Raw genomic sequence first — 20027 nt, 5'->3', positions numbered from 1 at the left:
GAGACGTGAGGCGAGTGAGCGGCACAGAGGTGATCGGAACGTGAGCGGTCAGGAGTCGGTACCGACAGGCGCCTCGGAGCACACCGCGGCCTACTCCTCCCCCGAGTCGTGGCCCACCGGGCGGTTGCTGTCCGCTGCGGCCCGCAGGGTCGAGCGCCGGTGGGATGAGTACCTCGCGCACTGGCACCTCACGCACGCCTCGGTCCCGGTGCTGGCCGTGCTGGTGCGCGGAGCGCTGTCCCAGCGTGAGATCGCCGCCCAGATGCACGTCACCGAACAAACGCTGGGCCGCGTGCTGCCGGGGTTGGAGCGCCACGGCTATCTCACCCGGGAACCACACCGGATGGATCGGCGCCGGCGCTTGGCGACCTTGACCCAGAAGGGCCGGGAGGCGCTGGAAGCACTGCAGGACACTCAGGCGGTGGAGAGCCTGATCGGGAAGAGCCTGGACCCGGCCGAGATCGCGCAACTGCGTGAACTGCTGATGAAGATGCTGACCGATCTGCCCCTGCCCGAGCAGCGTGACCGGGTCTGATCCGGCGTCACCGAACCCTCAAATCCACGTATCGTCCAGGCATGACGACAAACCAGTTCGACACCACCGCCACCACCACGCCGTTCGAGCGCGCGATGGATACCTCGGTGCGACCGCAGGACGACCTGTACGGCTTCATCAACGGCACCTATGTCCGCGAGCACGAGATCCCCGCCGACCGCGCCCGCGACGGCGCCTTCATGTGCTGCGCGACCTGTCCGAGGCGCGCGTGCGGGAGATCATCACCGCGGCGGCCGACACGCAGGCCGGCGAGGACACCGACGAGGACACCGCCTCCGGTGAGGCCGCCCAGTTCGGCGGGCTGTACTCCTCGTTCATGAGCACCGAACGGATCGAGGCGCTCGGAACCGCCCCGCTGCGGGCAGACCTGGAACTGTTCACCGCCGCCACCGATTCCGAGGCACTGGCGCGAGCGATGGGTGCACTCAAGGCCACCGGCATCACCGGGGCGATCCGGCTGGGCATCGACACCGACCTCAACAACCCCGACCGCTACATCGTCATGCTGTCGCAGGCCGGCCTGGGACTGCCCGATGAGTCCTACTACCGCGAGGAGACCCACGCACCGGTGCGCAGCGCCTACGTGGCCCACGTGGCCACCATGCTGGAGTTGTCCGGGCTGGTCACCGCCGAGGAGGCCGCCGGTGCCGCGCAGCGCGTGATGGACGTGGAGACCCGGCTGGCCGCCGGGCACTGGGACCGGGTCAAGACGCGGGAGGCTCACCTGCTGAACAACCCGCGCACCTGGAACCAGATCGTCGAGTCCGCCCCCGGCTTCCCGTGGGAGACGTGGCGAACCGCCCTGGGCTTTCCCGAGGATGCCCTTGCCGAGACCATCGTCGGGATGCCGTCCTACCTCACCCACCTGGGCACGGTGTGGGAGGAGACCGACGTCAGTTCCCTGCGGCTGTGGCTGCTGTGGCACGTCGTCTCCAGCCGGGCTCCCTACCTGCCTGCCGCCTTCGTGGAGGAGAACTTCGACTTCTACGGTCGTACCCTCACCGGCGCCGAGGAGCTCCGCGAACGCTGGAAGCGGGGCGTGGCGCTGGTCGAGGGCGCGATGGGTGAGGCCGTGGGCAAGGTGTACGTCGAGCGTCACTTCCCGCCCGCGCACAAGGCTGCGATGCAGGAGCTCGTGGCGAACCTGATCGAGGCCTACCGACAGTCCATCGCCGAGTTGGACTGGATGAGCGAGGAGACCAAGGCGCGGGCCCTGGAGAAGTTGGACGGCTTCACCCCGAAGATCGGCTACCCGGACTCCTGGCGCGACTACGCCCGGCTGGAGATCGACCCGACCGACCTGCTCGGCAACGTGCGGCGCGCGCAGCGCTTCGAAACCGATCGCAACACGGCGAAGCTCGGCAAGCCGGTCGACCGCGACGAGTGGTTCATGCCGCCGCAGATGGTCAACGCCTACTACCACCCGACCAGGAACGAGATCGTCTTCCCGGCCGCGATCCTGCAGCCACCGTTCTTCGATCCCGAGGCCGATATCGCCTGGAACTACGGCGGCATCGGCGCGGTGATCGGCCATGAGATCGGGCACGGTTTCGACGACCAGGGCAGCAAGTACGACGGCACCGGCCGGCTGCGGAACTGGTGGACGGAGCAGGACCGCACCGAGTTCGACAAGCGCACCCGGGCACTCATCTCCCAGTACGACGAGTTCTCCCCGGCGCAGCTGGACGGCACCCACCACGTGAACGGGGCTCTGACGGTCGGGGAGAACATCGGTGACCTGGGCGGATTGTCGATCGCGATCAAGGCCTACGAGATCGCGCTGCGCAAGGCGGGCCGCTCCGGTCTCGACGATGCACCGGTGATCGACGGGCTGACCGGTCTGCAGCGCGTGTTCTACTCCTGGGGCCGGATCTGGCAGCAGAAGGCCCGCGATGCCGAGGTCATCCGGCTGCTGTCGATCGACCCGCACTCCCCCAACGAGTTCCGCTGCAACGGCGTGGTACGCAACCTGGACACCTTCGCCCGGGCCTTCGACGTCCAACCCGGGGACGCGCTCTACCTGCCACCCGAGGAGCGGGTGCGGATCTGGTGACCACCAGCGGTCCGCCAAGTGGCGGGGCCTCTCCCGCGTTGTTATGAAAGGAAGCACCGCACACAACTAGGAGGACGAGATCGAAGAGTCCATCGAGGTCGACGTACCGGTTTCTGTCGCGTACAACCAGTGGACCCAGTTCGAGGACTTCCCCCACTTCATGGATGGGGTCGACTCGATCACCCAGGTCACCGACACCAAGAACCACTGGGTCGTCACCGTTGGTGGGACCACGCGGGAGTTCGACACCGAGATCACCGAGCAGCACCCGGACGAGCGGATCGCCTGGCGCACGGTGGACAGCGAGCCCTACCACGCCGGTGTCGTCACGTTCCACAAGTTGAGCGAGACCACCACCCGGGTGATGATCCAGCTCGAGTGGAAGCCGCAGGACGCCAAGGAGAAGGCTGGCGCTGCTGTCGGGGCCGACGACCGTCAGGTCAAGGCCGACGCGAAGCGGTTCAAGGAGTTCATCGAGAAGCGCGGCACCGCCACCGGTAGCTGGCGCGGCGACGTGGACTGACCGGGCGCGGCGAGCGAGCACCCCGCCCGGGGATTCACTCGCCGAAGACCCGCACCTGCTCCGCGGGCAGTTTCGCCCACCAGTTCCGGTAGCGGCCGTAGACCACCGGATCGCGGTCGGCGACGAAGTCCGCGAGCGCAACCGCCTCCTGTTCGATGCCGGCCCAGTCGGCCTCGGACAGGGGGTGGAACGTCGTGACCTCCACGGCGCCGTCCACCGCGCGCCAGACCCCCGCCACCTGTCCGTCCACCAGCACAGCCGGCAGCGTGTCGCCGTTGCGGCGGATCACATGCCCGCGGTACTCGGGCGGGATGATGCGTGAGCGGTCGGAGTAGGCCAGTAGCACCGAGTCCCACATCGGCAGCAGTCGTGGCGGGGCGGGCGTGTCCTCCTCGGGCAGTGGCGCGCCCTCCACGTCCAGCAACTCCACCCCGTCCGGGCCCTGGCGCCCGATGAGTTCATCCGTCATCGTCTCGACCACCCGCCGCGCCCGTGTCACCTGGATCAGCGCGTACTGCGCTACGTCATGCACCCGCGCCGGACCGAAGGACTGCAGGTAGCGGCGCACCAGATGCTGGGCGGCCTCATCCGGATCGGCCGACGACGACGGATGCGGGCTGCGGGCTGGCCACGTAGGCCGGCCTGGCGCCGAACGACCACGGCCCTCCGGTAGGGGTGTGCACGATCGGGGCGTAATGGCGTAGCGCCCACCACAGTTGCGGGTGGGCGAGGTCGGCGGCCACCTGCTCCCCGGTGCGCGGCTCGGCGAGCAACTCGCCCAGGTGACCGGCGACGTCGTCGGCCATCTGCGGGGTGAGCCCCTCGCCGGTGAACCGCGCATCGCCCAGCCGCGCCCCGCGCAAGGTCGGTTGCATCGCGCGGTGCAGCAACGGGTAGTCCTCGGCGTGCACCGCGTGCAGCGTGATGCGCATCAGCGTGGCCTTGACGATGCGGTGCGAGGTGAAGGCGGTGTCGAGATCCGCGGGGTCGAAGTCAGCCAACCGGTTCCACAGGGCGAGGTAGGGCGAGGGGGCCGATTGGGACTGGACCGCGGTGATGGCGCGGACTCCCTCGGCCACGTCCAGGGGTGCCCGGCGCAGCAGCAACTGGGGGGGCCAGGGTCGCCCGGTTCAGCGCCCGGGCGGTCAGGTGCTTGTCCGGGCGCGCGTGGTCCATACGGGTACGGTAGCGCCGACCACCCACACCCGGGCTGAGCAACGGTGGCGACCCGCACGACTGCGCTCGCCCGAGCCTCGTGGCTTCTGTTGCGGTGCGAACAGGCACTGTTAGCGTCGAGAAGTATGCGCTGCGCACTCATGGTCACGGGAGTTGCACTGCTGCTCGCCGGGTGCGCTGCGGACGATCCGGACACGCCTGAGGATCCGGCCACCACTGCGGAGCCGCAGACCACTGAGGAGCAAGAGGACACGGCCCACGTCGAGGAGCCGGCCGACGGCGAGGAGTCGGCCGACGGCGAGGAGTCACCGGGGGCGGAGGATACCCGCGACGACGACGACGCAGCGGTGGCGGAGTTCGAGGCCGTGGAGCACGATCAGTTCGAGAACCCGTGGGCGCTGGAGTTCCTGCCGGGCACCGACCTGCTGCTCGTGACCGAGCGCACCGGCGCCGTGCAGATACGAGATCAGGAGTCCGGTGAGGTCAGGCCGGTCAGCGGCGTGCCCGAGGTCGTCCCCGCGGGGCAAGGCGGTATGCACGACGTCATCGTCGGCCCGGACTTCGAGCGGGACCAGATCATCTACCTCAGCTGGGTGCGCGTCGCCGACGGCGGTAGCCAGGGGGTGGTCGGACGGGCACACCTCGACGCTGACCGCGCCGCCCTGGAGGATCTCGAGGTGATCTGGGAACAGGACCCGGCGTCCGGCAACGGCCACTTCGCGCTCCGGATGGTGGTCCTCGACGACTCCCTGTACATCACCTCCGGGGACCGGCAGGAGCTGCAACCCGCTCAGGACATGGGCACCAACCTCGGCACCATCGTGCGCCTGACGCTGGAGGGTGATCCTGCCCCCGGCAACCCCTTCGCCGATGACGGCGGCGTCGCGGCGCAGTTCTGGACCACCGGGCACCGCAACCCGCTGGGCATCGACCTGGACTCTCAGGGCAACCTCTGGTCCTCGGAGATGGGGCCGGCCGGCGGCGATGAACTGAACCTGATCGTCAAGGGCGCCAACTATGGCTGGCCGGAGGTGTCGATGGGTGAGCACTACGACGGCACCGCGATCCCCGATCACGCCGAGGGCGATGGCTTCGAGGCACCGAAGGCCTACTGGGTGCCGGCGATCTCGCCCGGGAACCTGATGATCTATGCCGGCGACCTGTTCACCGGATGGGCCGACAGCGCGCTGCTGGGCGGCCTCTCGGGGGAGAACCTGGTGCGTGTGGAGTTGGACGGCGAGAACGCCGAGCAGGTGGATGAGTGGGAGATGGGTGATCGGATCCGCGCCCTGGCCGAGGCTCCCGATGGCGCGATCTGGCTCGCCACCGACGGTGGCGAGCTGATGGAGTTGCGCCCGGACTAGAGCCGCTCAGCAGGCACGAGCGCACCGCCGGTTCTCCGGCTGTGGCCTCGGTGAGTCGACTGGCGCCGCTCAGTTGACTGGCCCCGCTCAGTCGATGAGGCGGGCGACCTCCCCGGTGGCACGGAGGAACGCGTGCAGGTCGGGCTCACCGTCCACGGGCGAGAGGATGACCGCGTCGGCACCGGCTTCGGCGAAGCGTCGCACCGCGGCCGCCACGTCGTCGGGCTCGCCCCACACGCCCCGGTTGTCGTCGGTGCCGGCCTCGCCCAGCGCGGCGGCAACCCGCTCCCGGGCGCCGTCGCCGAAGGCGGTGTCGACGTAGGCCACCACCACCGCATCGCCGTCACGTCCGGCGGCGGTGCGCCCGTCGGCAATCAGGCGGGCCCGCTCACCCACCTCGGCGACGGAGAGTCCGGAGACGAGGACCGCACCGTCGGCGACCTCCCCGGTCAGTGCCAACGTCTTGGGTCCCACGCCTGCGGCGTAGACGGGTGGTGCGGCCTCCAACGGCCACTCGAGCCGCACCTTGCCGAGGGTGACGTAGCGGCCGGCCACGGTCACCTCCTCCCCGGCCAGCAACGACCGCAGCACCGTGATGTACTCGCGCATGAGCGTCAGCGGGGAGGCAGCGTGCGCGCCGGCCTGTTTCATCCACGGGAGCACGCCGTGGCCCAGGCCGGGGTAGAACCGGCCGGGAAAGGTCCGCTCGATCGTCGCGATCTCCATCGCGGTCACCGCCACGTTGCGCAGCGGGATCGGTGCGATCCCCAGGCCGATCCGCAGGCGCTCGGTCCACGCCAGGGCGGCGGCGACCGAGGCGTAGGCCGACTCACGGAAGCAGTCCTCCCAGAGCCAGAGCTCGGGAACGCCGGCGGCTTCGGCGGCCTCGACCGCCCCTCGCAGCGCCTCGGGTGGATTGTGGTGCGGGTTGAATATCGCGCCGACCCGAGTCATCGCACACCCCCCTGCGGGCGCGCCGGTGCGCGCTGGTCGATCTCGGCGCCGAAGGGCGGGGGATTCGTCGAATTGGCCATGGTTCGAGTCTCCCACGGGCGCGCCGGGTAGCGGGCGCTCACTGCCACGCCCTGCAGTCGCTCATGTCGCGGGCCGCAGACGCCCGGCCGTCGGACCTGTACTCACCCACGCACTCACCCAGAAGACCCCACTGCCACGCCCTGTAGGCGCCCGCCCCCCCGGCCACCGCCGCCATGACCCGCAGGCACCAACCGTTACCTACCATCAGGCACCAGTGCCATGTGACACGAATCGGAGTAAACCGTTGACTCGAACGGGCGTTCTAGGTAGTGTAGGTTCATGGCCGTACACCCGCTCCCGAGCATCTCCCCGACCCAGGAGGTGCACGCCGCGCTGGATGGGTTGTCGCGGCTGGATCCGGGCGGGCTCAGCGCTGCCGGGCAGAGCCAGTTGCTGGTAGACCTGAGGCGGATCGAGTCGCGGGTTCGGGCCTACAAGCTCAAGGTGCTCAACGCGGCGGAGAAGGCCAACACCGCGCGCAAGTCCGGTCATGCCGATACCGCCTCCTGGGCGGCCAAGCACACCAACGACGACGACGGTCGGGACACCAGCCGCCAGACCAAACTCGCCACCCGCCTCAGCGACCGCGGCCCCACCCAACGCGCACTCGACGACGGGGACATCTCCCCCGACCACGCCGAGATCATCGTGGGAGCAGGCGAAAAACTCCCCGACGGGCTGACCACCACCGAGCGGGCCCGGGTCGAAGAAGACCTGGTCGACAAAGCCAAGCACATGCCGCCTTCGGTGTTGCGCCAGCGAGCACGGCGACAGTTGGAAGCGCTGAAGAAGGACCGGGAGAGCATCGACGCCCACGAAGATGGCCAGATCGCCGATGAAGAGCAACAGGCCCGCGCTCACACCCGGTTGACCATCCGGGACAACCACGACGGCACCGTCACCGGCCACTTCACCCTGCCTGTCTTCCACGGCCACCTGCTGCGCAAGATCATCCACACGATGACCGCACCACGCCGCACGAGCCGCAGCGACAGCAACGGCGCAGGTGGCGCTGCTGGCGCTGGCGCTGCTGGCGCTGGCGGTGCTGGCGGTGCTGGAGGACACTTTGGGGGGAGAAACGGCGCAGACGCGAGTGGTTCCCAGGGCAGCGGCGGGGCCGGCAGCGTCGTGGAGGATCTGTCCGGGCTTCCCGATCCGGGCCGGGTGGCCCAGGGCCGGCGCACCGACTGGGCCAACGCCCACGGCCTGGCCCTGGCAGAACTGATCGAACACCTACCCACCGACCACCTCAGCCCGAAGACCGCCGCCACGATCGTCGTCACCCTCGACGAGCAGGTGCTCCGCGGACGCATCGCTGCGGCCGGACTGGACACCGGAGAGAAGATCTCCGCCGCCCGAGCGCGGCAACTGGCCTGCAACTCCGGCCTGGTGCCCCTCGTGCTGGGCGGTCAATCCCAGCCACTGGACCTCGGGCGCGGCAACCGACTCTTCACCGAAAGCCAACGCACCGCCCTAGCCACCCAGCACACCGCGTGTGCCGCGCACGGATGCCAACGGCCCTACGCCTGGTGCGAACTCCACCACGCCATCCCCTGGTCCGAGCACGGACCCACCAACCTCGACAATGCCGTCCCCCTGTGCCACCGCCACCACCGAATGGCACACGACGACGACTACCACCACACCCGAACTCCCGCCGGCGAGTACGCATTCACCATGCGCCACTAGGCGCACCATGCGTAGTGGCACGTCATGCTCTGCTCACCAGGACTAGCCGGGCCCGGATGTGGTCTCGCTCGGCGCCGTCGGGACAGGCCTCGATCGCCTCGAGGTATGCCTGACGAGCGGCCTCGGCCTGTCCACCGCGGTGCAGCAACTCGGCGCGCACGAGCGCCACACGATGATGGCCGGGCAGTTCGTCGGCGGCGGCACGCAGAATCGCCAGGCCGGCCATCGCCCCCGATGCCTCGCCCACCGCGACAGCACGGTTGAGCCGCACGATCGGTGATCCGGTGAGTGCCTCCAGTCGGGTGTAGGCGCGCACGATTCCCGCCCAGTCGGTGTCAGCAGCGCGGGTGGCCGTCGCGTGGAAGGCCGCGATCAGGGCCTGCAGGCGCAACTCCTCCGCCAGGCCATCGGTCGGGGACAGGGCGGTGAGCCGGTCCAAGCCCGCCGCGATCTCGGCGCCGTGCCACCGGGACCGGTCCTGATCAGCCAGGCGCACTAGGGCACCCTCCGGACTGACCCGCGCATCGCGGCGGGCGTGCTGCAACCGCACCAGCGCGACCAGGGCCTCCAGCACCGGACGGCCGGGCAGCAGGTCAGTAGCCAGATCGGCGAGCCGTACCACCTCCCCTGCCTGCTGCGCACGGACAACGTCGTGGCCGCCTCCGGGCGCATATCCGGCGGTGAATGCCAGGTAGATCGCCCGGGCCACGTCATCGAGCCGATCCGGCCAGACGTTTCGGTCGGGGATCGCGAACGCGATCCCGCTGCCGGCCAGACGCTTCTTCGCGCGGGTCAGCCGTGCCGCCATCGTGGCTGACGGCACCAGGAACAACCGTGCGATCTCGGCAGTGGGCACACCGAGCACGAACCGAAGCGCGAGCGCCGGGCGGACCTCCTCGGCCAGGGCCGGGTGGGTAGCCATGAACAGCAGCGGCAGGCGCTCATCGACGGCCGAAGCGACCGTGGCAGACGACGTTACCCCTCCCGGAGCGGCCGCATCCTCCGGGCCGGGCTGCACGTCGTCGTCGGCTATCAGGTGGGCTTTGCTCCGGATGGTGCGCTCATGCCGCAGCGCATCGAGCACCCGGCGATGGGCGGTGGTACGCAGCCACCCGGGCGGGTTGTGCGGCACGCCGGCTGCGGGCCACTGGGAAGCGGCCTGCGCGAAGGCCTCTGCGAGCGCGTCCTCGACGAGGTCGGCGCGATTGAATCGCGCCATCAGGTGGCCCAGCAGCAGGCCCCAATGGCTGTGCCAGAGGTCGTCGAGGACGCGCTGCGGCACGGGTCAGTACGGGTCCACGACCGGTGAGATCTGGATGTCATACGGCGGGAGGTGGCCGAGCAGTTCCACCAGGACGTCCAGGTCCGGTGCCTCGATCAGGAAGAACCCGCCCAAGCCCTCCAGGGCCTCGGCATAGGGGCCCTCGGTGAGCGTGACGGCGCCGGCTCGGGTGCGCATCACGGTGGCGTCGGCTTGGCCGTCCGAGAGAGCCTCCCCGGCGAGGATTTCCACGCCCACGCGAGCGCCGCACGCCTCGTCGAACTCGCCGAACCTGCCCATCAACGCGCCCTGCTCCTCCGGGCTCAAGGTGTCCCACGCGGGCACGTCACCGTCGCCGATCAGCATCACTAGGTACTTCATCATCGTCCTTTCGATGGTGACGGCGATGGTGCCGTCACCATCATGTCGCGCGAGGACAGCAGAAATCGACAGTCCGGCAAAGATTCGCGGCCGAGGTCACCGATCTGGTCGCCCCGCGGGGCCGCTCCGACGCCCCTGTTGCCGGGGCTATAGCACGTGCGTCGTGAACCGGCGCAGACGAGGTCGCGTGCGGGCCGGGTGGGACCCGGCGGAGGCGGGCGGCTCAGCGCTCGGCAGCCACCAATTCCCGCACCGCCGGGGCCACCTCGTGAGCGAACGCCTCGGTGGTGGCCGAATCATCGGAAGCCAGGAAGTACCCGGTGATGCCGTGCCTCAGGGTCATCTCGGTCAGTTCCTTGGCCCACTGATCCGGCGGACCCTGCAGGAAACCTCCCGACTGGGCGGCGAACCTGCCCCCGATGTTCAAGAACCTCCGGACCGCTGCCGGTTCGCGCCCGGCTGCCGCAGCGCCGTCGTCGATGTTCATGTTCATCCGGACCAGGTCCTCGGCGCCGTTCTTCAGGTACTGCCACGAGGGGATCCACCCGTCGGCCACCCGGCCGGTCATCCGCAGGATTCGTGGGCCGTACGCCCCGATCCAAATACCCACGTCATGGGCGGGGGCCGGGCCACGCTTGGCGCCATCGACCTGGTAGTGCTTGCCCTCGACCACGAAACGCCCGCGTTCGGAGGCGTTCCAGATGCCACGGATGATCTCGATGGCCTCCTCCAGGGCCTCGATCGACTCCCCCGGGCTTCGTCGCGGGCCGCCCATGGCCTCGATCGCGTCCCAGAACCCGCCCGCACCCAGACCCAGTTCGATCCGGCCACCGGAGAGTTGGTCCAGGGTCGCGATCGCCCGGGCCAGGACCGCCGGCGGACGCAGCGGCAGGTTCGTCACGTTCGCCGTCAGGTGCACCCGTTCGGTCTTGGCCGCCGCGTAGGCGAGCAGGGTGGAGGTGTCGTGGAATCGGCCCTGGTAGGGGTGGTCCTGGAAACTCACCAGGTCCAATCCCGCGCGGTCGGCCACGATCGCCTGCTCCACCGGATGCTGGGGCGGTGAGTTCGTGGGAGTCACGAAGGTGCCGAAGAGTAGGTCGTGGCCGTAGTCAGTCATGAGTGCCTCCTGGTCGGTCGGCGTGATTGGTTGGGATCGCGTGAGCGGATGGGGTCGTATCAGCAGATGGGACCGCCTCAGCAGGTGGGACCGCAGCAGCAGGTGGGGTCCCGTCAGCGGGTGGGATCGCGAAGTTGTCGCGGAACACTTGGTGGGGATCCAGTTCCGCCTTCAACCTACGCAGCCTGGCCAGCCCCTGCTCCCCGAACGCGTCCACCAGTCGCTGCGAACTCCGGTCGGTTTCGAAACTGAGGTACACCCCCGACAGGTGCTCGCGCAGGTCCTCCCAGTGCCTATCCACCCGTTGGGCGTTGCTACCCATCACGGTCAGATGCATCACGGCGTCCCGGTGTACGAACGCCGTGGCCTCGGCGGGCATGTCCCCGATCGCACCACCCATGGTGCGCAACTGGAACCAGCCGATCGTGCCGGAGTCCAGCAACCGCGCGGCAGCCTTGGTGAACTCAGGAGTGACCTGGTTCAGCAGCCCGGACCTGGACACTGGGTCGCCGCGGCCCTGGTGGGGCGCCTCGGGGAACATGTTCATCACCGCGGCATAGGGGGCGATGACGACCTGCTGCTGGATCATGGTGGGAATCTGGGCGAAGGGTTGCAGGTGTTCGATCACCACATCGGGATCGTCGGAGTCGACCATCGCCATCACCTGCGCGGTGGCGCTGCCGCCCCGGGGCGGGCCCATGAGGAGGAACGCGGTGGTCTGCCGTGGGGCGCTGGTGGCCGCGTCGGCGAAAGCCTGCAGGAACTGCGCCACGTCACCCGCGGCAAAGCCCAGCTGGGCCCAGCCGACCTGATCGACCGGCGAGGCGGTGATCTCCACCGAGGTGACGATGCCGAGGTTGGCCCCGGCGCCGCGCACGGCCCAGAACACCTCGGGGTTCTCCTCCTCGCTCGCCCGGAGCCGGGTGCCGTCGGCCACGATCAGATCCGCCGCGCGTAGGTTGTCGATCGTCAGGCCGTGGTGGCGGGAGAGGAAACCCAGGCCGCCGGCGGTGACCAGCCCGCCCACGCCCACGCCGCCGTAGTCACCCGAACCGATCGACCAGCCATAGGGTTGCAGCGCGCTGGCCACATCCCGCCACCGGGCGCCAGGTCCCAGGCGCACCAGCCTGCTGGCCTCATCGACCACCTCGACCGCGTTCATCAGTCCCACGTCGAGCACCAGGCCGCCGATGTTCGTCGACCGCCCCGAGATGCCGTGCCCGCCGCTGCGGATACCCAGTTCCAGGTGCGGGTTGCGCCGGGCGTAGGCCACGGCGTCGCTCACCTGCTCGATGGTCTCCGGGCGCAGGATCAGGCCCGGACTGCCGCCGCGCAGGTAGTTCGACTTCAGCCGGCCGTAGGCGGCGTCCCCCGGTTCGACGGCGGTGTGCACCAGTGACTCTGGCACGCCCTCGTAGTCGATGCCCGGGTGTCGCTTGGCGCGCACGCCTGCGCGCCGGATCCGCTGGGAGCCCAGGCCCGGCAGGGCCTCGGCGACGGTTGCGCGAACCGCCGGTGCGGTGTGGGTGGAGAAGTGCTCGAGATCAGCGGAGGACGACGCACCGCCCGCCCGAGCCAGCAGCCCGCTCACGCCTTCGTCGACGACGAGGCGCACGAGGTCCTCGGTGCTCATCCTGGTGCGGTGGACGGTCCGGCGAACCGGAACCACTGGTTCGGCCTGGTCACTGCGGTCCGCAGGAACGGACTCATCGCCGAGCGCGGACCGGTCGACAGACGCGGACTGGCCGAGGGACGCGGACTGGTCGACGAACGCGGGCTGGTCGACGAACGCGGCCTGGTCGACGAACGCGGCCTGGTCGACGAACGCGGCCTGGTCGACGAACGCGGACTGGTCGACGAACGCGGACTGGTCGACGAACGCGGGCTGGTCAGTCACGGCGGGCAGTACCACCAGCCGCCGGATCTCGCGAGGATCCCGGTCATGGCTGGCGGCGGCCTCGTCGATGATGGCGTTCAGTCGCGCCAGAGCGGCTGGTCCGCCGGCTGCCTCCAGGTCCAGCACCAAGCCATCGGCGAGTGCACCGGCCAGTCTTGCCGCGCGCTCATCCGAGCCGGTCAACCACACCGGGACTCCCGGTCCAGGGAGGGGCCGGGCTGGGCGCCGGTGACGCTGTGGTGACGGCCGGGGTAAGTGGCGGCATCGGTGCTAGTGTCGGCCATGGCGCGCAGCACCCCCATCGCCTCGGTCAGCGGGGTGTCGCCCGCCTCCGTGGTCGCAGCCTCGGTGGGCGTGACACCTGCGGGTTCTGCGTCGGTGGGCACGACCTGGACCCGCGCCGCATCGGCGGAAGTTCCGGCAGACGCCACAGCACCTGCGAGCGCCATGGCGGCGCGGTCGCCGGAGAGCAGGCTCAGGCTGCCTGCCGCGCGGGCCAGCACTGACGGCGGCCGGTACCCGGGCGATAAGCCGGTGACGGCCAAGGCGATGCGCTCGGTACGCGCGGCTGCCCACGTGGCCAGCGTCCATGGGTCCGGGCCTGCTGCTGCCGAGGCTCCGTCGTCGTCTATCATCATTCTCGCCGCGGTTCCCTCGCCGGGTGCTGCCACTGCTGACGCGTCGTCGTCGTCGTCCATCCAACTCGCAGCGGCCACGTCATCGCTACCCGCGCCCGCCGCGCCGCCACTCATCTCGCGTGCGGCGAAGGCCGCCAGGTCTAGTCCGGCCTGTTCTGCGCGCACGGCCAGGTCAGCCGCTTCCTGCGCGGTGGACTCGGCGTCGATAAGTACGCCGAACTGCACCGCATGGCCGTAGTTGGGCATGGTCGATCTCCTCGCAGTTGTTCCTTGGCGCAGGTGTGCGCGCGTCAGGCGGGTGTCAGGTCGCGTTCACGCAGGTGCTGCTGCGTGCGCTCCTGGGCATCGGGTCCGCCGGCTTGCAGGTCCTGCACCACCTGGCACAGGGCGTCGTCGACGTCCAGGTGCCGCGCCCCCCACCCCCCAATCGCGGTGAGGACCGGGACCAGATCGACGCCGCGCTCGGTCAGGTCGTACCGCACCCTGTTCCGGCTGCCGGGCACCGACGTCCGCCGCAACACACCCGCGGCCACGAGGCGCTTGAGCCGGTCGCTGAGGATGTTGGTGGCGATGCCCTCCTGGGACCCGGCGTGCAACTCGGCGAATGTGTGCCGGTCGGCGAACATCACGTCGCGGATCACCAACAGGCTCCACCGATCCCCGAGCAGTTCCACGGTCATATTGATCGGGCAACCGGATCGTTTCTCAGCCATTGCGACACCTCCACAGCACCCGCGTCACACCTCGCCGGCGCCTCACTTGCGTAATGCAAGTGATGCTACTACTTTCAGTTCCACTTGCAATGCACAAGTAATGCAGCCCACGAATCGGAGGTGCCATGCGAGTCGTCGTCCAGTACCGAGCAGGACAGGTCCCCGAGCAGGAGGCCGAGGCCAACGAGCACGCGCTGTGGGTGTGGGTGGGCCGTCTCCGGGCCCGCCCCGAACACGAGCAGACGATCGCGCTCGGCGGTGGGCGCACCTTCGGCGGGGACGACGACACCCCCGACCACGAAGGCACCCCCGTCCATGAAGGCGGCCCTCACCGCGAAGGCACCCCCGACCATGAAGGCGGCCCCGAGCACGGCGGCGCCGAGTACGACGGCGATCTGTTCGGGATCTCGGTGCTGCAGGTGGACTCCCTCGACGCCGCCGCCGATCTGCTCCGGGACTGGCCCGAACTCCGCTACGGCGGTCGTCTCGAGGTCCTCGCCGAACTGGCCCCGGGAGCCGGTTCGTGAAGCACACCCTGCCGCAGCAGGTTCGCACACTCCTGGAGGCGCCGAACCTCGCTCATTTCGCCACGGTGATGCCCGATGGCCGGCCCACCAGCGTCCCGCTGTGGGTGGGCCTGGAGGACGAGCGGCTCGCGGTCCTGACCATCCCCGACTCGATCAAGGATCGCAACATCCGGCGCGATCCCCGCGTGGCGTTGTCGCTGACCCCGCAGGAGAACCCGTTTCAGATGGCCAGCATCCGGGGCCGGGTGGTGGAGCGGATCGACGACGAGCGGGCGTGGCCGATCATCGACCGGATCGCCCGCAAGTACACCGGGGAGGATTATCCGGAGCGCAGTAACAGGATCGTGTTCCTGATCGAGCCCGAGGTCGCCTGGTCCGCCTCGTTCTGACCCACCGGGCCCTCAGCCCGTTGCGGCACCCGTTGCGTGACCGGGTCGGCCCTCACCGCGCCAGCGCCCGGGCACATCGCTGCGCCAACCCTGCGAGCGCGGTGACCAGTTCGGCGGGGGCCTCGAGAAGCTCGAAGTCGACGTCGATGGTCGTGATCATCCACGCCAAGTCCCGCCCCGACGGAGCCCCCACGTGGAGTACGCAGCGGTCCGGACCATCCGGATCGACCGTGCCCATCCCGGGCCACCACTCTCGCTCTGCAGCCCGGGCGCCCGGATAAGGTGTCCGGGTGACCATCCGCCTGATCGCCACCGATCTGGACGGCACCCTGCTCGATCCCCAGCAGCAGGTCACTGCCCGCACCCGCAGCGCCCTGGACGCTGCCCGGGCCGCCGGGATCGAGGTGGTCCCGGTGACGGCTCGCCAGCCCCGTCGGCCTTCGCCTGATCGCCGAGCAGGCAGGGTTCGACGGGTGGGCGTTGTGCGGGAACGGGGCGCTCGGGGTGCATCTGGGTACCGGGGAGCACCTGTTCGAAGCCCAACTCTCCGTCCCCGCCCAGCGGCAACTCGCCGAAGCGCTCCTGCAGCGGCTGCCCGAGGCGGTGTTCGTCAGTGTGCGTGAGGGCGGTGAGACGTTCGTCGCCCAGGAGGGGTACGCGGATCTGGCTGATTTCAACGACCACAAGCGCGACCCGGACTCGATGGTCGCGCACACGGTGGACCAGGTGCTGGACCAGCCCAGCCTGAAGTTCATCGTGCGCCATCCGGGCACCGACAATGACGAACTGGTCGCCACCATCCGCGGCCTGGGTCTGTCCGGTTTCGAAGTCACCCACTCCGGCGCGCCGTTCGTGGAGGTGCTCGCCGAGGGCGTCACGAAGGCCTGGGGCTTGGCCCGGCTGTGCACCCACTTGGGTATCGCGCCGGATGAGGTCCTCGCTTTCGGCGATGCCCCCAATGACGCCGAAATGCTCGCTTGGGCCGGCCACGGGGTGGCGATGGCCGACGCTGCACCGGAAACCCTAGCCGTGGCCGATCAGGTCACCGGCACCAACATCGACGACGGAGTGGCCGACGTGATCGAGGCGCTCACGCAGGCCCCCGCGACGCACCCCGATCGCGCTATGCAACCCGACCAGGCCGCCCGCACCACGCAACCCGAGCACCCCGGCCGCACCACGCAACCCGACCACCCCGGCCGCACCACGCAACCCGACCACCCCGGTGGCGGACAACGACCAGGAGCACCCCTTCGATGACCAGTGACCAGATCTCGCCCGAAGAACCGCAGCCCCGCCTTGGCTCCCTCAACATTGGCGATGAGGAGGTCATCCTCACTCGCGCGGCTACTTCGGACGTGCCGGCGATCGTGGCGCTGCTGGCCGACGATGTGCTCGGCCAGGGCCGCGAGCATGCCGGTAACGACCCCCGCTATGCCGAGGCGTTCGAGGCGATCGACGCCGACCCGAACCAGGTCCTGCTGGTCGCCCGGGCGGGAACCGAGATGGCCGCGACCGCCCAGTTGACGTTCATTCCGGGGCTCTCCCGTGGGGGTGCGCTCCGCGCCCAGGTGGAGGCGGTACGGGTGGCTACGCGATACCGCGGTGCGGGACTCGGTGAGGCCCTCTTCCGGTGGATAGCCACCTACGCCGCCGACCGGGGTGCGGCGTTGATGCAACTCACCTCCGACCGCAGCCGCACCGATGCTGTGCGGTTCTACGAGCGCCTCGGTTTCGTCGCCTCGCACCTCGGAATGAAGCTGCCACTGCACGCCAGCGGGCCGAGGGCGAGCACTGCGGCGGAGGGCGAGCCTCACCAGACTCTCCCTCGGCCGTAGGGCTCGTCCCCGGTGCAGACCGGGCGGTGCGGTAGGCCGGTGGGGCCGGCGGGGTGCAGACCGGGCGGTGCGGTGGGGCCGGCGGGGCGCGGACGCATGCGGGGCGGGGCCGGCCCGACGGCGTCAGCCTTCGGCGGCGAGCGCCAGCGGCAGCACCGCCTCCGCCCCGGCCAGGCGCAGTTCGCGGGACGCCACCGTCACGGTCCAGCGGGAGTCGACCAGGTCGTCCACCAGCAGCACCGGTCCGTGCAGGTCTGCCAGGTGCGCGCGCAGATCAGCCCCGACACCGAACCGGTCCCAGACCCCCGCGAGCCGGAAGGCGCTGTTGCCGCCGGGTCCACCGGTAGGCCCGCCGTCGACCAACTCCAGGGTGCCCAGGACCGGCAACCGCCCCCGGTCGCCGATGTGCCGGGCCACCGAGTCGATCAGCACCGGACGGGTGCGCGAAGGCATCACCACCACACCGGCCGGTCGGCGGTCCCAGTCCCACTCGGCGAGCACCTGCACCACTGCCGCCAGGACGCCGTCGGGGGCTGCGCCGTCGTCGGCCTTCAGGACCTCCCGCAGCCGCTGCCCCCAGCCCAGGTCCGACAACCGCGCCACGACGCGCCCGCGCTGCATCGTCTCGCCCGGGTCGATCTTGCCCTTGACATCCACCCCGAGCCGGCCCATCCCGGAGGGCCACTGCGCCCGCGGTTCGATCGGCACCCCCGCCCGGGCCAACTGCCCGGTGGCAGCCTGCACGGCTTCGGCCGGCACCTCGACGGGGTACCAGGGGCCGGCGCACACGTCACACCTGCCGCACGGGGCCGCAGTCGCGTCATCGAGTGATCGCTGCAGGAACTCCATCCGGCAGGAGTTCCCGGCCAGATACTCCACCATCAGGCCCTGCTCGCGCTCACGGGCCTGGGCCACCCGCTCATAGCGCTGCGCGTCGTAGGTCCAGGGCTGCCCGGTGGCGGCCCAGCCCCCGGGGACCCGCTCCACGGCACCCTCCACATCGAGGACCTTCAGCAACAGTTCCAGCCGGGTCCGGCGCACATCCACCAAGGTCTCCAGCGCCACGGTGGTCATCGGGCCCGAGGCGCGACCCAGTTTCGGCCAGCACCGCATCGGCCTGGGCCTGGCGGGGCATCGCGGCGGAGGCGAAGTAGGCCCAGATGTCGCGGTCCTCGGCACCGGGGAGCAACAGCACGTCGGCACGTTCGGTGGCCCGCCCGGCCCGGCCCACCTGCTGGTAGTAGGCCACTGGTGAACTGGGTGCGCCCAGGTGCACCACGAACCCCAGATCCGGTTTGTCGAACCCCATGCCCAGAGCACTGGTGGCGACCAGGGCCTTGACCTGGTTGTCCCGCAACGCCTGCTCCAACTCCTCCCGCTCCGCCGGGTCGGTGCGGCCGGTGTAGGGGCGCACCTGGTGCCCGGCCGCGCGCAGGGTCTCGGTCAGATCCTGCGCGGCCGAGACGGTCAGGGTGTAGATGATGCCGCTGCCGGGCAGGTCGTCCAGGTGTGCGGCCAACCACGCCACTCGCTGCGCCGGGCCCTCCAGGCGGAGTACGCCCAGCCGCAGGGAGGACCGCGCCAGCGGACCGCGGATGGTGCTGACCTGCCGGGGCGTGCCATCGGCGCCGGTGCCCAGTTGCTCGACCACATCGGTCACCACGCGCTCATTGGCGGTGGCGGTGGTGGCCAGCACCGGCGTGTCGGCCGGGAGCCCGGCGAGCATGGTGCGGATGCGGCGGTAGTCGGGGCGGAAGTCGTGGCCCCAGTCGCTGATGCAGTGCGCCTCATCGACCACCAGCAGCCCGCAGCGCCTTGTCAGTTCGGGCAGTTGCTCGGTGCGGAACCGCGGGTTGTTCAACCGTTCCGGGCTGACCAACAGCACATCCACGGCATCGGCATCCAGTTGCTCGCGGACCTGGCCCCACTCGGTGGCGTTGGCGGAGTTGATGGTCACCGCGTTGATGCCGGCGCGCGACGCAGCGGCGATCTGGTCGCGCATCAGCGCCAGCAGCGGGGAGACGATCACCGTGGGCCCGGCACCGTCGGCCCGCCGCAGCGCGGTGGCGACGAAGTAGACCGCGGACTTGCCCCACCCGGTGCGCTGGACCACCAGCACCCGCTCGCGCCGATCGACGAGTGCCTCGATGGCCTCGTACTGGCCCTCTCGGAAGTCGGCCTCGGGGTGACCGACGAGTTGGCGCAGCGCGGCTGTGGCTTGTTCCCTCATGCCCCCACGGTAGGTCCCGGTACGGACACCGCGCCCACGGGCATCCTTGTCCCGCCCGAGTTCGAGCCTCGCGGCTCAAGTCGAGTGTTCGGACAATCGACCTCGGCCATCGGACTCGAACTCGACGCCCCTGGCGGATCGGCCGCGGGGGCGGTGAGGAGTCCGGTGCCGGCTCAGGCCCCGCTGGGTTCGCCGCGGTAGGTGCCGATGGACCAGTAGTTGCCCTCCGGGTCGGCGACGGCGAAGGTGTGTGAACCGTAGTCGGTGTCGGTGAGGGGCTCGATGATCGAAGCACCGGCTTCCTGGCAGCGCTGGTGGATCTCCCCGACGCGGTCGGTGACCAGGTAGATCCCGGCGGTGCCCGGTTCGCGCTGCCAGGGGGTGCCGGCGATCACGCTGCCGAGCATCACGCCGCCGCCCTCGGGCCAGGTCAACTGGGCGTGGTGCACGGTGGGCCCGTCGGCGTAGACCGCGGTGCGTTCGAACCCGAAGGTGGTGACCAGGAAGTCGATGAGGCCGAGGGCGTCGTGGCACTTCAGGGTCGGCCACACGTTCGGGGCGGGCGGGGATGCCGGCGAGGTAGTGGACTCGGCCGGCGAGGTAGTGGACTCGGCAGAAATTTCGGTGGTCTTCATAGCGG

17 protein-coding genes and 4 pseudogenes are annotated in these 20027 nt (G+C 70.0%); 10 read left to right on the top strand and 11 right to left on the bottom strand.

All coding sequences use genetic code 11. The features are described 5' to 3' along the window. Positions 1–40: 40 nt before the first annotated feature. The 3 genes and pseudogenes from ACRRRO_RS09060 to ACRRRO_RS09050 all read left to right on the top strand — a co-directional run bounded on the left by ACRRRO_RS09060 (position 41) and on the right by ACRRRO_RS09050 (position 3132). A complete protein-coding gene (locus ACRRRO_RS09060; RefSeq protein WP_424795367.1) occupies positions 41–535 on the top strand; it encodes a MarR family winged helix-turn-helix transcriptional regulator in 495 nt (164 codons plus the stop codon). Positions 536–576: 41 nt separating this feature from the next. Further along, positions 577–2609: pseudogene (locus ACRRRO_RS09055) on the top strand (M13 family metallopeptidase). 79 nt (positions 2610–2688) lie between these two features. Continuing rightward, positions 2689–3132 carry an SRPBCC family protein gene (locus ACRRRO_RS09050; RefSeq protein WP_424795783.1) on the top strand — a complete coding sequence of 148 codons (444 nt, stop codon included), beginning with the start codon at positions 2689–2691 and terminating at the stop codon, positions 3130–3132. A gap of 34 nt (positions 3133–3166) precedes the next feature. Here ACRRRO_RS09050 and ACRRRO_RS09045 read toward each other — a convergent pair. Continuing rightward, a pseudogene (locus ACRRRO_RS09045) lies at positions 3167–4211 on the bottom strand (winged helix DNA-binding domain-containing protein). A gap of 237 nt (positions 4212–4448) precedes the next feature. Between ACRRRO_RS09045 and ACRRRO_RS09040 the strand changes: the two are divergent. After that, on the top strand, positions 4449–5672 hold the full coding sequence (locus ACRRRO_RS09040; protein WP_424795370.1) for a PQQ-dependent sugar dehydrogenase: 1224 nt from the start codon (positions 4449–4451) through the stop codon (positions 5670–5672). Between the two features lie 87 nt (positions 5673–5759). Here the strand turns inward: ACRRRO_RS09040 and ACRRRO_RS09035 are convergent, their stop codons facing one another. Continuing rightward, the gene (locus tag ACRRRO_RS09035; RefSeq protein ID WP_424795371.1) at positions 5760–6626 is read right to left on the bottom strand and encodes an LLM class flavin-dependent oxidoreductase; all 867 of its coding nucleotides are present in this window, start codon (positions 6624–6626) and stop codon (positions 5760–5762) included. Between the two features lie 360 nt (positions 6627–6986). Here ACRRRO_RS09035 and ACRRRO_RS09030 point away from each other — a divergent pair, with 360 nt between their 5' ends. Beyond that, positions 6987–8396 carry a DUF222 domain-containing protein gene (locus tag ACRRRO_RS09030; protein ID WP_434081412.1) on the top strand — a complete coding sequence of 470 codons (1410 nt, stop codon included), beginning with the start codon at positions 6987–6989 and terminating at the stop codon, positions 8394–8396. A gap of 22 nt (positions 8397–8418) precedes the next feature. Here ACRRRO_RS09030 and ACRRRO_RS09025 read toward each other — a convergent pair whose 3' ends face one another. The 6 genes from ACRRRO_RS09025 to ACRRRO_RS09000 form a co-directional block, all read right to left on the bottom strand. Further along, positions 8419–9678: an RNA polymerase sigma factor gene (locus ACRRRO_RS09025; RefSeq protein ID WP_424795373.1), complete on the bottom strand. Its 1260-nt coding sequence runs from the start codon at positions 9676–9678 to the stop codon at positions 8419–8421. A gap of 3 nt (positions 9679–9681) precedes the next feature. Beyond that, positions 9682–10041 (bottom strand): YciI family protein, encoded by a 360-nt coding sequence (locus ACRRRO_RS09020; RefSeq protein ID WP_434081411.1) that lies wholly within the window; start codon positions 10039–10041, stop codon positions 9682–9684. Between the two features lie 220 nt (positions 10042–10261). After that, complete coding sequence (locus ACRRRO_RS09015; protein ID WP_424795375.1) at positions 10262–11155, bottom strand: LLM class flavin-dependent oxidoreductase; 894 nt, start codon at positions 11153–11155, stop codon at positions 10262–10264. After that, positions 11148–13241: an FAD-binding oxidoreductase gene (locus tag ACRRRO_RS09010; RefSeq protein ID WP_434081410.1), complete on the bottom strand. Its 2094-nt coding sequence runs from the start codon at positions 13239–13241 to the stop codon at positions 11148–11150. The genes ACRRRO_RS09015 and ACRRRO_RS09010 overlap by 8 nt, the downstream gene beginning before the upstream one ends. Beyond that, complete coding sequence (locus ACRRRO_RS09005) at positions 13232–13936, bottom strand: LLM class flavin-dependent oxidoreductase (protein WP_434081409.1); 705 nt, start codon at positions 13934–13936, stop codon at positions 13232–13234. The genes ACRRRO_RS09010 and ACRRRO_RS09005 overlap by 10 nt, the downstream gene beginning before the upstream one ends. Before the next feature lie 44 nt (positions 13937–13980). Then, positions 13981–14403, bottom strand: coding sequence for a winged helix-turn-helix transcriptional regulator (locus tag ACRRRO_RS09000; RefSeq protein ID WP_424795377.1), 423 nt, complete (start codon positions 14401–14403; stop codon positions 13981–13983). 125 nt (positions 14404–14528) lie between these two features. Here ACRRRO_RS09000 and ACRRRO_RS08995 point away from each other — a divergent pair, with 125 nt between their 5' ends. Both ACRRRO_RS08995 and ACRRRO_RS08990 read left to right on the top strand, forming a co-directional pair. Then, the gene (locus tag ACRRRO_RS08995) at positions 14529–14930 is read left to right on the top strand and encodes a hypothetical protein (RefSeq protein ID WP_424795378.1); all 402 of its coding nucleotides are present in this window, start codon (positions 14529–14531) and stop codon (positions 14928–14930) included. Continuing rightward, the gene (locus ACRRRO_RS08990; RefSeq protein ID WP_424795379.1) at positions 14927–15319 is read left to right on the top strand and encodes a PPOX class F420-dependent oxidoreductase; all 393 of its coding nucleotides are present in this window, start codon (positions 14927–14929) and stop codon (positions 15317–15319) included. The genes ACRRRO_RS08995 and ACRRRO_RS08990 overlap by 4 nt, the downstream gene beginning before the upstream one ends. Positions 15320–15371: 52 nt before the next feature. On the opposite strand, the gene ACRRRO_RS08985 is transcribed toward ACRRRO_RS08990, so the two are convergent. Then, complete coding sequence (locus tag ACRRRO_RS08985; protein ID WP_424795380.1) at positions 15372–15617, bottom strand: WYL domain-containing protein; 246 nt, start codon at positions 15615–15617, stop codon at positions 15372–15374. Here ACRRRO_RS08985 and ACRRRO_RS08980 point away from each other — a divergent pair. From ACRRRO_RS08980 to ACRRRO_RS08970, 3 genes and pseudogenes are all read left to right on the top strand, one after another. Further along, positions 15610–15696 (top strand): annotated as a pseudogene (locus ACRRRO_RS08980) (HAD hydrolase family protein); the annotation flags it as partial. The gene ACRRRO_RS08985 and the pseudogene ACRRRO_RS08980 sit on opposite strands and share 8 nt — an antisense overlap. Positions 15697–15799: 103 nt before the next feature. Beyond that, complete coding sequence (locus ACRRRO_RS08975; protein ID WP_434081408.1) at positions 15800–16579, top strand: HAD family hydrolase; 780 nt, start codon at positions 15800–15802, stop codon at positions 16577–16579. Then, positions 16576–17157, top strand: a complete 582-nt coding sequence (locus ACRRRO_RS08970; RefSeq protein ID WP_424795382.1) for an N-acetyltransferase family protein — start codon at positions 16576–16578, stop codon at positions 17155–17157. Before ACRRRO_RS08975 ends, ACRRRO_RS08970 begins: the two co-directional genes overlap by 4 nt. A 123-nt stretch (positions 17158–17280) precedes the next feature. Here the strand turns inward: ACRRRO_RS08970 and ACRRRO_RS08965 are convergent. Then, positions 17281–19387: pseudogene (locus ACRRRO_RS08965) on the bottom strand (RecQ family ATP-dependent DNA helicase). 173 nt (positions 19388–19560) lie between these two features. Further along, a complete protein-coding gene (locus ACRRRO_RS08960) occupies positions 19561–20022 on the bottom strand; it encodes a VOC family protein (RefSeq protein ID WP_424795384.1) in 462 nt (153 codons plus the stop codon). Positions 20023–20027 lie beyond the last annotated feature (5 nt).

The sequence above is a fragment of the Sanguibacter sp. Z1732 genome, from assembly GCF_051020515.1.
GTDB lineage: Bacteria > Actinomycetota > Actinomycetes > Actinomycetales > Beutenbergiaceae > CALKWS01.
This window is presented reverse-complemented; position numbering and strand designations above follow the sequence as displayed.